Source organism: Actinacidiphila glaucinigra (genome assembly GCF_035918135.1).
GTDB classification, from domain to species: domain Bacteria; phylum Actinomycetota; class Actinomycetes; order Streptomycetales; family Streptomycetaceae; genus Actinacidiphila; species Actinacidiphila glaucinigra.
Map to the genome: position 1 here is coordinate 989,422 of NZ_CP109144.1, position 14,134 is coordinate 1,003,555.

The following is a 14,134-nucleotide window of genomic DNA, read 5'->3' on the forward strand; positions in this document are numbered from 1 at the left end:
CGACACCAACGGCACATCAACTGGACGGCGACCACCACCCCAACAGGGAAAGAAGTCAGCAAGTGCCGTTCCCCCTCCAGCCCGCCGTCCCGGGTCCGCGTTCCGCGGCACGCCGGGGTGCCGCCGCGCTCGCCCTGGCCACCGCGCTCAGCATCGGCGCCGGGATGATGACGACCGCCCAGGCGTTCACGCCCGAACAGCTCGCTTCGGCACCCGCGGGCGCGACGAAGCCGGGCACCTCCGGCCGTGGGCTCATCCCGAGCACGCCCGGCGAGTCGATCGTCACCCGTGAGACCCGCACCCCGATCGCGCCCGGGCTGAACCTGACCCGCTTCGACCGTTTCGAGGCCGGCGGCTGGGTCCGGGGGCAGGTGCTCGTCGCGGACCTCGCCGAGGACCGGCTCAGCGTCGACCACATATCCTCCGGCACGGTCACCGGGAAGTCCCGGGTGACCGAGCAGGCCGAGCACACCGGGGCCGTCGCGGCCGTCAACGGCGACTACTTCGACATGAACGACACCGAGGCCCCGATCGGCGCCGCGGTGTCGCGCGCGGACGGCCTGGTCAACTCGCCCACGGAGGGCCGCAACCAGACGGTCGCCATCGGCGCGGACGGCCTCGGCCGGCTCGCCCAGGTGTTCCTGGAGGGCGACGTCACGGTCGGCGGCACGCAGCACCTGAAGCTGACCGGGGTCAACTCCCCCGTCCTGGCGGCCGGCGGGATCGGGCTCTTCACCGACCAGTGGGGCGTCTCCCCGCGGACGAAGCCGGTCAGCGGCGCGGACCGGGTGACCGAGGTCCTGCTGCGCGACGGCAAGGTCACCGAGGTGCACTCGTCGGTGAGCGCCGGCCCGATCCCCGCGGGCACCAGCGTGCTGCTGGGCCGGGAGGCGGGTGCCGACGCGCTCGCCGGGCTCTGTCCGGGCGACGCCGTCACCGTCGCCTACAAGCCGCGTGCCGACTTCGGAGACGTGGCGGTCGCGGTGGGCGGCGGCCAGGTCCTCGTCGCGGACGGCACGGTCAGGCACTTCACCGACGGCGACACCGTCACGGCCACCTCCCGCACCAGCGTCGGCTTCTCCGCCGACGGCCGCACCATGTACCTGGTCGCCGTCGACGGCAAGCAGACCGACAGCCGCGGCATGGACCTCAACGAGCTCGGCGCCTTCATGAAAGGCCTCGGAGCGCGGAACGCCCTCAACATGGACGGCGGCGGTTCCACCGCCATGGCCGCCCGGCTGCCCGGCGAGAGCACCACGGGCCTGGTCAGCAGCCCCTCGGACGGTTCGGAGCGCCAAGTCGCCAACGGCCTCGGCCTGTTCGCGGCGCCCGGCTCCGGCAGGGTCCACGGCTTCCGCGTGCGGCCCGCGCTCACCGCGGACGGCTCGCAGAAGGTCTTCCCGGGGCTGCACCGCACCGTACGGGCGCTCGCCCACGACGAGACGTACGCGCCGGTGTCCGCCGGACGGACGCAGTGGCGCGGCGACGGACGGCTGACCGTCCGCCCCGGCCGGGACGGCTCCGCCGTCGTCACCGGCAAGCGCTCCGGCACCGGCCGGGTGGAGGCCTCCTCCGGTCGGCGGGCCACCGGCTCGGCGGAGCTGACCGTGCTCGCCCCCGCCGTCCGCATCGCCCCGGGCAGCAGCCTGGTGGCCCTGGACGGCCTGGACGACACCGCCCGTCTGACCGTCACCGGGTACGACGCGCTCGGCGACTCCGCTCCGATCGAGGCGTCCGACGTCAAGGTCACCGGCGGCGAGGGGGTCGTGTCGGTGTCGCCCGCGGACGACGCGACGTTCACCGTGCGCGGTCTGACCGACGGCGTGTCCACCACCCTGCACCTGACGGTCGGGAAGATGACCACCGACGTCGCGGTGACCGTCGGCCTGGCCGAGAAGACCTTCGCGGACCTGTCGGACGCGGCCTCCTGGACCTCGGCGAACGACCGGGCCCCCGGTGGCTCCGTCGCCCCGGCCGAGGGCCACGACGGCGCCCCCGGCCTGAAGCTGACGTACGACTTCACCCGGTCCACCGCCACCCGCGGCCAGTACGCCGTGCCGCCGCAGCAGATCCAGCTGCCCGGCCAGCCGCAGGCCGTCACCATGTGGATCAACGGCGACGGCAACGGCGAGTGGCCGCGGCTGCAGTACCGCACGGCCGCCGGTGTGACCGCCAACCTGGACGGCCCCACCATCACCTGGACCGGCTGGCGCAAGGTCGAGTTCCCCGTGCCCATGGGCACCCCCTACCCGCTGACGTTCCAGCGGGTGCGGCTGCTGGAGACCAGCGCCGCCCGCTCCTACACCGGGGCCGTCACCGTCAGCGACCTGCGGGTCAAGGTGGCGCCCGACGTGGAGCTGCCCGTGCAGCCCCGGGTCGAGGACCCGGTGGTCGTCACCAACGGCACCGTCGACGGCCGTCCGCTGCGCGTGGCCGTGATGTCCGACGCCCAGTTCGTCGCCCGTGACCCGGGCAGCCCGCTGGTCGCCGCGGCCCGCCGGACCCTGGAGGAGATCGCCGAGGCCGAGCCCGACCTGCTGGTCATCAACGGCGACCTCGTCGACGAGGGCTCCCCGGCCGACTTCGCGCTCGCCCGCACGCTGCTCGACGAGTTCGACGCCCGCACCAAGGGCACCGTCCCCTGGCACTACGTGCCGGGCAACCACGAGGTGATGGGCCCCGGGAACACCTCCAACTTCAAGGCCGCCTTCGGTGACACGACGTCGGTCTTCGACGTCGAGGGCACCCGCTTCATCACCCTCGACTCCTCCAGCGGCACCCTGCGCGGCGGTGGCTTCGCCCAGCTCCAGATGCTGCACGACCAGCTCCGCGACGCGGCCTCCGACCGCTCCGTCAGCGGTGTCGTGGTGTTCGAGCACCACCCGGCCGAGGACCCGCTGCCGGACAAGGCCAGCCGGCTCGGCGACCGCAAGGAGGCAGCGCTGGTCGAGCAGTGGCTCGCCGACTTCCGCGCGGAGGGCCACAAGTCCGCCGCGTTCGTCGCCGGTCACGTCGGCGCCTTCGCCGCGACCCAGGTCGACGGCGTCCCCTACCTGGTGAACGGCAACTCCGGCAAGAACCCGGCGAGCACGCCCGACAACGGCGGGTTCACCGGCTGGACGATGCTGGGCATCGACCCGCGCCACGGACGGGTCGCCGACCCCTTCGACGTCCCCTCCGGCGACTCCGGGACCTGGCTGCGCGCCGAGGTGCACGCCCGCACCGACGCGGTGGACATGGTCGCCCCGGCCACGCTCACCCTCGGCGGCGTGGGCCACGCCTCGGCCACGCTCACCCAGGACGGCACGCGTACCGTCCCGGTGGCCTGGCCGGTCGGCGCCACGTGGTCCGGCAGCCGGGTCGACGTGGCCGGCGCCGACGGCAGCGGGCACGGCCACGGGCAGCACGACGGTGCGCCCGTCGTCGCCTACGACCCCGCCACCGGGGCGCTCAAGGCGCTGCGCACCGGCACCGCGGTGCTGCGCGTGACCGTCAACGGCGTGACCGCCGAGCGGACGATCACCGTACGCCGCGGCTGAGTCCGGGCAACCGGCAACCGGCCCTTCCGGGCGCTCCCTCGTACAGGGAGCACCCGGGAGGGCTGAGCCGATCGGCGGAGCCGGTGCCCGGGCGGGCCTGCCGCGGGCACGGCGCGGGCAGGCATGGAGCCGGAGGTGCGTGGTCCATGCCCAGCGGTGACGTGCTGGTCCTCGTCGACGAGGACGGCCGGGTGGTCGAATGGTGGCGTCCGGCCGAGGAACTGTTCGGGTGCTCGGCCGAGGAGGCCGTCGGCCGGTCCCTGGGCGCGCTCCTGCGCGGGACCGCCATGGACGCCGGACACCCGCACGCGGGATTGCCCGGCGGGGTGTCGGTAAGGATCGAGCCGGTGCTGCGCGGCACCTCGGTGCTGTGGCGGGTGCGCGCGGCAGCAGACCCGGCGCTGTCGCGGCAGGACGTGGCGGTCCTGAGGACCGTCTTCGCCCGCACCCCCGTGGAACTGCTCGTCCTCGACCGCCGGTTGCGTGTGGTCCGCATGAGCGCCGCCTTCGGCACGGCGCGTGGCGCGCGCGCCGGCAGCCCGCTGGGGCGGCACTTCACCGAGGTGTACGACCTCGACCGCCCCGAGGAGGAGGCCGAGGTGGCACGGCGGGTCCTGGAGAGCGGGGAGCCGGTCCTGGACCGGCTCGTCCACGGCCCCGGGGCGCCGGAGGGGCGCGGGCGCCGCAGCCGCTCCGTCTGCTACTTCCGCCTGGAGGACTCCCGGGGAGACACGCTCGGACTGGTGGCGTCCGCGGTGGACGTCACCGACCGGGAGAAGGCGCAGGACCGCCTGGACCTCCTGGAACTCGTCCGCACACGACTGGGGCGCGTCCAGAACGTGGGGCTCGTCTCCCGGGAGCTGGTGGACGCGGTCGTGCCGGCCCTCGCCGACACGGCGGTCGTCGAGATCGTCGACGACGTCGTCCGCGGGGAGGAACCGCCGAAGGTGCCCGTCCACCACGACGTTCCCCTGCGGCGGGCCGCGTTCCGGGGCCGTCTGTCGGCGTACCCGGTGGGCGAGGTGCGTCCCCTGCCGCCCGGCACCCCGTTCGCGGACGTCCTGTCCGACGCGAGGGCGCGCCTGGTACCGATCGACGAGCGCACGCCGTGGCTGGCCTCCGACCGGGCCCGGTCGGAGGCCATCCTGGGCAGCGGCGCCCACTCCCTGATCGTGGCCCCGCTGATGCTGCGCGATCAGGCCCTGGGCGTGGTCAGCTTCTACCGCGACCGGGACCGGGAGCCCTTCGACGACGGCGACCTGGCGGTGGCCTCCGCCGTGTGCGCGCACGCCGCCCTCTGCATCGAGAACGCCCGGCAGTACATGCGTGAGTGGATCATCGCCTCGACCCTGCAGCGCAGGCTGCTCCCCGGGCAGCCTGCGGGACGGCCCACCGTGGAGGTCTCCCGGCTGCACCGTTCCGGTGCGGAGGGCGGCGGGGCGTGGTCCGACGCGATCGCGCTGCCCGGGGCGCGGACCGCGCTGGTCGTCGGCGACGTGGCCGGGCGGGGCATCGTCGCGGCCATCACGATGGGACTGGTACGGACGGCCCTCCACACGCTCGCCGCCCTGGACCTGCCCCCCGACGAACTGCTGGCCCGCCTGAGCGAGACCGCCGCCCGTCTCGCCGCCGCGTCCGCCGCGCTGCCGCAACTGGACTTCGAGCCGCTGGACATCGGCTGCGCCATCGCGGTGTACGACCCGGTGGATCTCACCTGCACCGTCGCCCGGGCCGGCCTGCCGGAGCCGGTCGCGGTCCTCCCGGACGGCACGTCGGCCACCCTGGCCGTCCCGTCGGGTCCCCTGCTCAGCGGACCGGCCGACACCCCCTTCCCGGCGATCACGGTCGACCTCCCCGCGGGGAGCACCCTGGCGATGGCGACGACCTCGTTCGCGCAGCGGGTCCTGGCACCGTCGGCTCCCCTGCGCCCCCTCCTGGACGGCGCGGCGACCCGGTCCCTGCCGGAGGTGAGCGACGCCATCGGGTCCGCGTTCGCCGGCTCCGGCGCGAGCGACGAGACGGTGATGCTGCTCGCCCGCACGGGCGCGCTGCCCGCGGACCGGGTGATGACCCGCGCGCTGCCGGCGGGCGCCGAGGCCGCGCCGATCGCCCGCGCGGCGGCGCGACGGCAGCTGGCGGCCTGGGGGGTGGCGGAGGAGACGGCGTTCACCACCGAGCTCATCGTCAGCGAACTGGTCGGCAACGCGGTCCGCCACGGCGCTCCGCCCCTGCAACTGCGCCTGGTCCTGGAGCAGATGCTGACCTGCGAGGTCAGTGACAGCGCGGCCGGCGCGCCGCACGTGCAGCACGCGCGCACCGTCGACGAGAACGGGCGTGGGCTGTTCATCGTCGCGGGCCTCGCGGACCAGTGGGGCGTCCGCCACCGCGCCCGGGGGAAGACGGTGTGGGCCCAGCAACCGCTCGGGGCGGCCTGGGACGGCCGCTGACCGGTCCGGCCAGGAGCTGCAGGGCCTCGTGGGAACCCCGTCAGGGAGAGCGAAGACGCCGCCGTACGGTGGCCGCCCGCGCTTCGGCGCCCGGGATGTCCCGGTGCGGGGCGGGACTGAGGCCTCTCGGGTCCCGCCGGGTGGCCTATTCCCGACATGGGGGGACGCTTTTGTCCCCTTTTCACTGCATGTCCGGCATGTCACGGTGAAGTCACGTCGAGCCCATCAGTCGAGGAGCAGGGAAACCCACCATGACCGGCATCGGAAACCGTCACCCCACTACCGCCGAGGTCTGCGAGGACGCCGGCAGCACGGGCCGCGACCGGTGGTTCGTGGGCTTCCGCTTCCGCACTCCCCTGGGCTCCGTGGGCAGGCAGTTCTTCGTCGTCGGCGAGGCCGCCGACGCCGAGGACGCGGTGGCGATCGCGATGGCGCGGGCCTCGCTCCCCCGCTCCCGCGGCGCGCGCGACGACGACGCCGAGATCGACGGCGTCGAGGTGCGGCGCCTGCGGTGGAACCCGCTGGGGTGGGTCTACCTCACCCGCTCCTGCGCCTGACGGCGCCGCGGGTACGGGTCGGCGGCGCCTCCGGCACGACAGAAGGAGACGCCGCCGAGTGAGCTGACGGCGCACCCGCGACCCACCGGTCGAGCGGGTGCGCCGTCGGCGTGGGATCAGCCCGCGAGGCCGCTGTTCAGCGCGGCGGTGAGCTTGATGACGCGCTCGGTCTGGATGCGGGCGGCGGTGCGGGTGGTGTCGTTGACCGGGTTGTTGCCCTGGGCGTCCACGTGGGAGGTGCCGTAGGGGTTGCCGTCGACGAACTTGGAGGGGTCGGTGTAACCGGGGGTCACGACGATGCCGCCGAAGTGGTGGATGGAGTTGTACAGGGCGAGGAGGGTCGACTCCTGGCCGCCGTGGGAGGTGGCGGTGGAGACGAAGGCGCTGTAGACCTTGTCGGCCAGCTTGCCCTGCGCCCACAGGCCACCGAGGGTGTCGATGAACTGCTTGAGCTGCGAGGACATGTTGCCGAAGCGGGTGGGAGTACCGAAGATGACCGCGTCCGCCCACTCGACGTCGGCCGGGGTGGCCACCGGGATGTCCGCGGTGGCGGCGTGGTTGGCGGCCCAGGCGGGGTTGGAGTCGATCGCGGCCTGCGGGGCGAGCTCCGCGGCCTTGAGCAGGCGCACCTCGGCGCCGGCCTTCTCCGCGGTCTCGGCCATCTCCTTGGCGATCTCGGTGATGGTGCCGGTGGAGGAGTAGTAGACGATCGCAAGCTTGATCGACAAGGTGGTTCCTTTCAAGGAGGACCTGCCCCACGCGTCGGGGGTGCACGGTCCAGGGATCCCGCGGCCCGTGGGGGCGGGCCGCGCTTCACTGGTTGAAGAATAAACAACATTGGGGCACCCCTGTCCACCGGCGTCCGTGCGACGAATGTCACCCGGTCCGCTTCCGCGCCCCGAGATCACCGGCCATCCGCCGCGCGGTGCCGGCGAAGGCGGCGACATCCGGGCGCGAGGCCTGCCGCGGCCAGGCCAGCGCCAGCCTCGTCGCGGGCAGGTCCGCGACGGCGACCACGTCCCGGGTCAGACGGTCCGCGGCGGCCGAGCCGACGACGGTCACGAGCCGGCCGAGCGCCACCCGGTCGACGATCTCGTCGAGGCCCATCGGCGGGCACTCCTCCCGGTGGCCCGGATCCTCGCGCAGCTCGGCGGTGGTCACCTCGCGCCGGGTGGCGAGCCGGTGGCCCCGCGGCAGCAGCACGACGGGCAGCTCCTCCGCCACCTCGACCGTCCCGAGACCGGTCAGGTCGTCGCTCCCGACGCACAGCAGCGCCACATCGGCCGAGCCGTCTCGCAGGGCGCCCACCCGGTCGTAGGTGAGTGCGGCGGCCGGGGCGCCCGGCCGCCGCGTTGAAGTTGCCGCCCGTTCTTGGTTCCATCGCGTCGGCTATGTGGACGGCAGGAATGGATGCTCTCGTGGAGAATGACGCACCGCTCGCGTGGGTCGGGGTGGACACTGTGGCGGAGCGGGCCTACCGCCTCCTGTTGTCCCGCGACAGCACGACCGTCGACGACGTGGTGTCCGCGCTGGGTGTGTCGGCGGACGAGGGACTGGCGGTCCTCGAACGGCTGCACCACGCGGGGCTGATGAGCCGGCGCTCCTCGGGGGAGTTCTTCACCGTGGACCCGCGGCACGCGCTGCGCTCGCTGGTCGAGTCCCGGGAGCGCCAGCTGGCCGCCGTGCGCGAGGCGGCCGGCCCGCTCGGGGCGCTCTTCGACGCGGCGAGGAGGGCCGGGGACGGCGGTCCCGGCACCGCTGTGATCAGTGGCCTGGAGGCCGTCGGGGACCGCTACTACCGGCTCAAGCAGGCCGCGCGGACCGAGCTCTGCGCCCTGGACCGCCCGCCCTTCCTGCTCGCCCCGAACGAGCCGCTGGACGAGGCGGCGGTACGGCGCGGGGTGCGGGTGCGGGCGGTCTACGCCGCCGCCAGCTTCGAGGCCGACGGCGGGTGGCAGGATCTGGGCAGCCTCGTGTCGCGCGGGGAGGAGGCCAGGGTCGTGCCGGCGCTGCCGGTCAAGCTGGCGATGGCCGACCGTTCGGCCGCGATGGTGTCGCTGAGCCTGTCGGTCGGGAGCGCGGAGTACCTGTACACCGAATCCCCGCCACTGCTTGCGACCTTGGCCGAATTCTTCGAGAACTACTGGATCTCCGCCTCCCCGTTGACCGGTGAGCCCGGATCAGGCACCCTGCCCGCAGCGTCGCCGGAGGCGCCGGTGCCCGGAGAGAACCGGTCCCACAGGCCGACCGACGAGGAGCGGAACCTGCTCGCGCTCTTCGCGGCCGGTGTCAAGGACGAGGCGATCGCCCGCCAGCTGGGCGTCTCTCCGCGGACGCTGCGCCGCAGGATCCAGGAGCTGTTCACCGAGCTCGGCGCCACCAACCGGTTCGGCGCGGGCGTCGCCGCGGCCCGCCGCGACTGGATCTGACCGGGACCGGATGGCCCTTTCTGGCCACTGGCCGGTTTCGGCAGGCGTAGGACGTTGGTCACCAAAGGATCACCCGGCTAGAACTTGTGTGCGCCCGAACGGCGTGTCACTCGGCCGGATCTCCCGGCCACCCCCTGACGAAGGAGCTTTGGTGGCACCACCTGCCCATCCTCCTGCGCGCCGCTCGGCGATACCGCGATCCTTCGCGGCCCTCGTCGCCGGCGTCAGCCTGACGGTCCTCGCCGCCGCCGCCCCGGCGCCGGCCGTCGCGGCCCCGGTCCCGACTCCACCCGCCGTCCCGGCGCCGTTCGGCGCGCACGACCCGGGGTCCGGCGAACAGCCGTCCGCCGGGCGGTACATCGTCACCCTGCGCGAACCGGCCGCGGCGACCTACAGCGGCGGTGTGGCCGGCAAGGCCCGCACGGCGCCCCGCGACGGCGAGGGACTGAAGGCCGGCTCGGCCCCCGTGAAGGCCTACCGCACCTACCTGCGCTCGCGTCAGGACGACGCGGCCCGCACGGTGGGCGCCCGCGTGATCTCGTCGTACTCCGCGGCGCTCAACGGCTTCACGGCCGAACTCCAGCCGCGGCAGGTCGACGAACTGCGCGCCGACCCCACGGTGGTGTCGGTCGTCAAGGACGACCTGCGCAAGCCGCTGGCGGCCGTCAACTCCACCGACTACCTGGGCCTGAGCGGCAAGAGCGGAGTGTGGGCCGGCAACGGCGGCGTCGAAGGCGCCGGCAAGGGCGTGGTGGTCGGCGTCGTCGACACCGGCATCGCCCCGGAGAACCCCTCGTTCTCCGGTGCGCCGCTGGGCACCGCGCCGGGGCAGGAACCGTACCTGGACGGCTCGGTCATCACCTACCGCAAGGCGGACGGCGGCACCTTCACCGGCGCCTGCACCGCGGGCGTCCAGTTCACCGCCGCGGACTGCTCCACCAAGCTGGTGTCCGCGCGCTACTTCGTCGACAACTTCGGCGCCACCCGCATCGGCGGCCCCTCCATCGGCGAGTACCTGTCGCCGCGTGACGGCGAGGCGCACGGATCGCACACCGCCAGTACGGCGGCGGGTGCCAACGGTGTCGAAGCCGACCTCGGCGGCATGCCGATGGGCCCGGTCTCCGGCGTCGCGCCGGCCGCCAAGGTGGCGGCCTACAAGGCCTGCTGGAGCGGTCCCGACGCGAAGGACACCACGGACGACGGCTGCGCCACCGGTGACCTGCTGGCCGCGATCGACGCGGCCGTCGCCGACAACGTCGACGTGATCAACTACTCGATCGGCTCGGCCGACGGTGCCCGCACCACCGACTCGGTCGTCGACGAGGCGTTCCGCAACGCCGCCGCCAGCGGCATCTTCGTCGCCACCGCCGGCGGCAACTCCGGCCCCGGCGACAGCACGGTCGACAACGCCTCGCCGTGGATCACCACCACGGCGGCGAGCACCATGCCCACCCGTGAGGCCACCGTGGAGCTCGGCGACGGCCAGAACGTGCTGGGCGCCTCCGTCTCGCTCCCGGCGGACGGCCGCAAGGTGTCCGCCCCGCTGGTGGCCGCCTCGGGCGCCGGCACCGCGATCTCCGTCCGGCCGCAGCTGTGCGGCCCGGACAGCCTGGACGGCGCCAAGGTCAAGGGCGCGATCGTGCTGTGCGAGCGCGGCACGTACGACCGGGCGGCCAAGTCGGCCGAGGTGAAGCGCGCGGGCGGCATCGGAATGGTCCTGGTGAACCCCTCGCCGGACTCGACGGACCTCGACACCCACGCCGTCCCGACGATCGCCGTCGACGCGGACGGCTACGACGCGCTGCTCTCCTACGCCGGCACCGAGGCACCCACGGCGACCCTGGTGGACGGCAACCCGCACCACCTGGCGTCGGCGGCGGTCCCGCAGATCGCCGGGTTCTCCTCGCGCGGCCCGGTCCAGGCCGACGGCGGCGACCTGATCAAGCCGGACCTCGCCGCACCGGGCGTGGCCGTCCTCGCCGACGGCGCCAACGCCGCGGGCGGGCGACCGAGCTTCACCTTCATGTCGGGCACCTCGATGGCCTCGCCGCACGTGGCCGGTCTCGGCGCGCTCTACCTGGGCCTGCACCCGCAGGCGACCCCGGCCGAGATCAAGTCCGCGCTGATGACCACCACCCGGCCCACCGTGACGGGGGCGGGAGAGGCGTCGGAGGACGTGTTCGCACAGGGCAACGGCCAGGTGGACGCGACCCGTTACCTGCACCCCGGGCTGCTGTACCTAAACGGTCCGGAGGACTGGGCGCGGTACGTCGCCGCGATCAAGGGCGACCGGACGGCCCCCGCACCGTCCGACCTCAACCTGGCGTCGATCGGCGTCGGTTCGCTGGCCGGTCGGCAGACCGTGACCCGCACCGTGACCTCGACCGGGCCCGGCACCTTCACCGCCGACCCCGTGCAGATCCCCGGCGTGGACACCGTCGTCGAGCCGCGGTCGCTGACCTTCACCGAGGCGGGGCAGTCCAGGACGTTCAAGGTGACGTTCACCCGGACCACCGCCCCGCTGGGCGAGTACGCCACGGGGTACCTGACCTGGCGCGGCGGTGGGCAGAGCGTCCGCAGCGCGCTCGCCGTACGACCGGTGACCCTGGTGGCGCCCACGGCGGTCGCCGCTTCGGGCAGCACCGGCCGGACCACCGTCTCCCTCAAGGGCGGCGAGGACCGCGACGTGCCGCTCGACCTCACCGGGCTCTCCCGTGGTCTGCGGGTCCAGGGCTCGGGGACCGTCGGCGGTCCCTCGCAGACCCACGTCGTGGAGGTGCCCGCGGGGACGGAGCACGCCCGCTTCGCCCTCGACGCCGCCGACGACTCGGCCGACCTCGACCTGTCGGTGTACCGGCTCAACCAGTACGGCGACACGGCGCTGGTCGAGCGGGCCGCCACCGAGTCCGCCGACGAGCAGCTCGACCTGGAGGACCCCGAACCCGGTCTGTACGAGGTCGAGGTGGACTTCTTCGCCGGGTCCGGGCCTCTCGGCTTCACCGTGACCAGCTTCTCCCTGAACGACAAGGGCGCTGAGGGCTCGTTCACCGCGCAGCCCGCCACGGCGCCCCTCCGGGCGGGCGGTACCACGCCGGTCACGCTGTCCTGGAAGGGCCTGCGGGCCGGAGCGGTGTACCTCGGCCGCGTCACCTACGGCGACACCGGACGGACCACCTACGTGACCGTCACCGGTGACCCGCGGGGCGGCCCGCCCGGCGGTTCGCCCGGCACCCGGCCCTCGGTCGCCGTGCAGCCCGCCTACGCCGTGGCCGGCCAGTCCGCCGTCGTCGTGGCGAAGGGTCTGACCCCGGCCGTCGACTTCCAGATCCGGGTGAAGGGCACCAACCGGGTGCTGGCGAGCGGCCGCACCACCGACGACGGCGGTGTGGGCCGTCTGGTCACCCTGCCGGCCGACATCGCCACCGGGAAGCAGACCCTGGAGGTCAGGTACGGCAGCCGGAGCGCGGGCGGCTCCTTCACCGTCGCCAAGCTGGTCCTGGGCGACTCCGAGCACTCCGACGCCCACGCCTTCGACGGCAACCCGCTGGCCGCCATGACCACGGCCGTCCGGGGCAAGGGCACGGTGCGCATCACCGTCCGCGGCGCATCCGGCACCTACCTGAGCCGGACCCTCGCCGTCGACGCCGGTGAACTGGGCTGGTACGCCTGGAAGTCCGAGCCGGTCGAGACCAGGCCGGAAAAGCTCACCGCAACGCTCGCCGTGGTCGCGGACCACGGCCGCACCGGGCAGAGCACGTCCCTGACGTGGACCCCCACGGCCGTCAAGGCGAGCAGCGCGTCGATCACCGAGGACCGCGCCGCGGCGCACACCGCGAAGGTGAGCTACACCAACAACTCGGAGGTGCCGGCCTTCCCGACACTGCGCTACAAGCTGACCAACGGCGACCTGGTCCTGGCCACCCTGCAGGCCGATCCCGAGGACACGTTCACCCGCTCCTACGACACGACCGGGGTGGACCGCCTCGACCTCGTGATCGACGGGACGACCGTGGCCACGTACCGGAACAGGGACCGCGCCGGGCTCACCGGCCGCCCCACGATGGTGGAGCCGTTCTACACGACCTTCCAGCGTGGCGGCTCGGCCAAGCAGCACGGCGGTACCGCGTCGCTGAAGATGACGGTGACCAACCGCCCCGCGGCGTACAGCGGGGGATTCGCCCTGACGGTCGGCGAGGGCCCGGAGATCTACGCGGGCACGTCGCTCCTCCTCGACGAGCGCATCCCCGTCCCGCGCAGCGCGCAGGAGGGGGCGCCGGTCTCGCGGACCGTCACGGTGCCCGCCGGGCGGCCGTTGTGGGCCACCGCGTACTACGAGGTCCAGGGCCCGATATTCCAGGCCCTGGCGGTGCGGCGGATCCTCGTGCCACCGGTGGCCGCGGCGGACCTCCAGCCGGTGCGCGGCTCCGGTTCCCGGCCGGCGTTCGTCGTGGACACCATGCCCCGGGAGGCGGCCGCGGGTACCACCGCGTCGGTCACCGCGGCGGGCCTGTCGCCCCGTGAGCGCTTCACCGTGCGGCTCGACGGCCGGGTCGTCGGCTTCGGCCGCGCGACGGCGGGGGGCTTCGCCCACGCGTTCGTCCCCGTCCGGCACACCCACGACCGGACGCTGACGGTACGGGTGACCGGGACCGGGGCGGGCCGTTCGGGCGAGACCGTGCTCGGCGTCTCCGGCTAGCCGGTGGGCCCGGCCGGCGTGCCCTCCCCAGGGGTACGCCGGCCGGGCCGCGCCCGGTCCCTTGCCGACGACGCGCTGACGCGCCTCGGGCCGCGGGTGATCGCGACAGGGCCTCCCGCGCGGCCGAGGACGGCTCGGCGGCCGGCGTCCCCGCGCGCACTGCGCGCGACCGCCCGGGACTCCCCCACGCCGGTACACCCGGCCCATGACCACCCCGCCGACTGCGGCTGCCCCCGGAACGCCGATCACGTCCACCGGTCCGGCGACACCCGTGAGCACACCGGTCGGCAAGGCCCTCGTGGCCACCCCACGCGGGCAGGCACACTCGCGCCGGTGGCGATGACGACCGGCGCAGACTCCCGCGCCCGACGCAGCCGAAGTGTACGAACACACCCGCTGCCGTGACGCGCCATCCCCCGCGCGGCCGAACTCCGGCCGTTCGGCCCGGTCCACGCTCGGCGTCGCC

The 14,134-nt window shown here is 74.2% G+C and carries 7 protein-coding genes; 5 read left to right on the forward strand and 2 right to left on the reverse strand.

Going from position 1 to position 14,134, the window contains the following annotated elements; genetic code table 11:
- Positions 1-62 precede the first annotated feature (62 nt).
- The 3 genes from OIE69_RS04225 (at position 63) to OIE69_RS04235 (ending at position 6,543) form a co-directional block, all read left to right on the forward strand.
- Positions 63-3,539 (forward strand): phosphodiester glycosidase family protein, encoded by a 3,477-nt coding sequence (locus tag OIE69_RS04225; protein WP_326570569.1) that lies wholly within the window; start codon positions 63-65, stop codon positions 3,537-3,539.
- Between the two features lie 146 nt (positions 3,540-3,685).
- Positions 3,686-5,986 (forward strand): SpoIIE family protein phosphatase, encoded by a 2,301-nt coding sequence (locus tag OIE69_RS04230; protein ID WP_326570570.1) that lies wholly within the window; start codon positions 3,686-3,688, stop codon positions 5,984-5,986.
- A 251-nt stretch (positions 5,987-6,237) separates the two neighbouring features.
- Complete coding sequence (locus OIE69_RS04235) at positions 6,238-6,543, forward strand: hypothetical protein (protein ID WP_326570571.1); 306 nt, start codon at positions 6,238-6,240, stop codon at positions 6,541-6,543.
- A gap of 116 nt (positions 6,544-6,659) precedes the next feature.
- On the opposite strand, the gene wrbA is transcribed toward OIE69_RS04235, so the two are convergent.
- Positions 6,660-7,271, reverse strand: a complete 612-nt coding sequence (gene wrbA, locus OIE69_RS04240) for an NAD(P)H:quinone oxidoreductase (protein WP_018560128.1) — start codon at positions 7,269-7,271, stop codon at positions 6,660-6,662.
- Between the two features lie 148 nt (positions 7,272-7,419).
- The gene (locus OIE69_RS04245; RefSeq protein WP_326570572.1) at positions 7,420-7,851 is read right to left on the reverse strand and encodes a type 2 periplasmic-binding domain-containing protein; all 432 of its coding nucleotides are present in this window, start codon (positions 7,849-7,851) and stop codon (positions 7,420-7,422) included.
- A 110-nt stretch (positions 7,852-7,961) separates the two neighbouring features.
- On the opposite strand from OIE69_RS04245, the gene OIE69_RS04250 reads away from it, so the two are divergent.
- Positions 7,962-8,972, forward strand: a complete 1,011-nt coding sequence (locus OIE69_RS04250; RefSeq protein WP_326570573.1) for a LuxR C-terminal-related transcriptional regulator — start codon at positions 7,962-7,964, stop codon at positions 8,970-8,972.
- A gap of 151 nt (positions 8,973-9,123) precedes the next feature.
- Positions 9,124-13,668 (forward strand): S8 family serine peptidase, encoded by a 4,545-nt coding sequence (locus OIE69_RS04255; protein WP_326570574.1) that lies wholly within the window; start codon positions 9,124-9,126, stop codon positions 13,666-13,668.
- Positions 13,669-14,134: the final 466 nt, after the last annotated feature.

Bases quoted from the DNA above. Each gene is read 5' to 3' on its own strand.
- OIE69_RS04235 (WP_326570571.1), top strand. From the start codon at position 6,238: ATGACCGGCATCGGAAACCGTCACCCCACTACCGCCGAGGTCTGCGAG.
- OIE69_RS04230 (WP_326570570.1), top strand. From the start codon at position 3,686: ATGCCCAGCGGTGACGTGCTGGTCCTCGTCGACGAGGACGGCCGGGTG.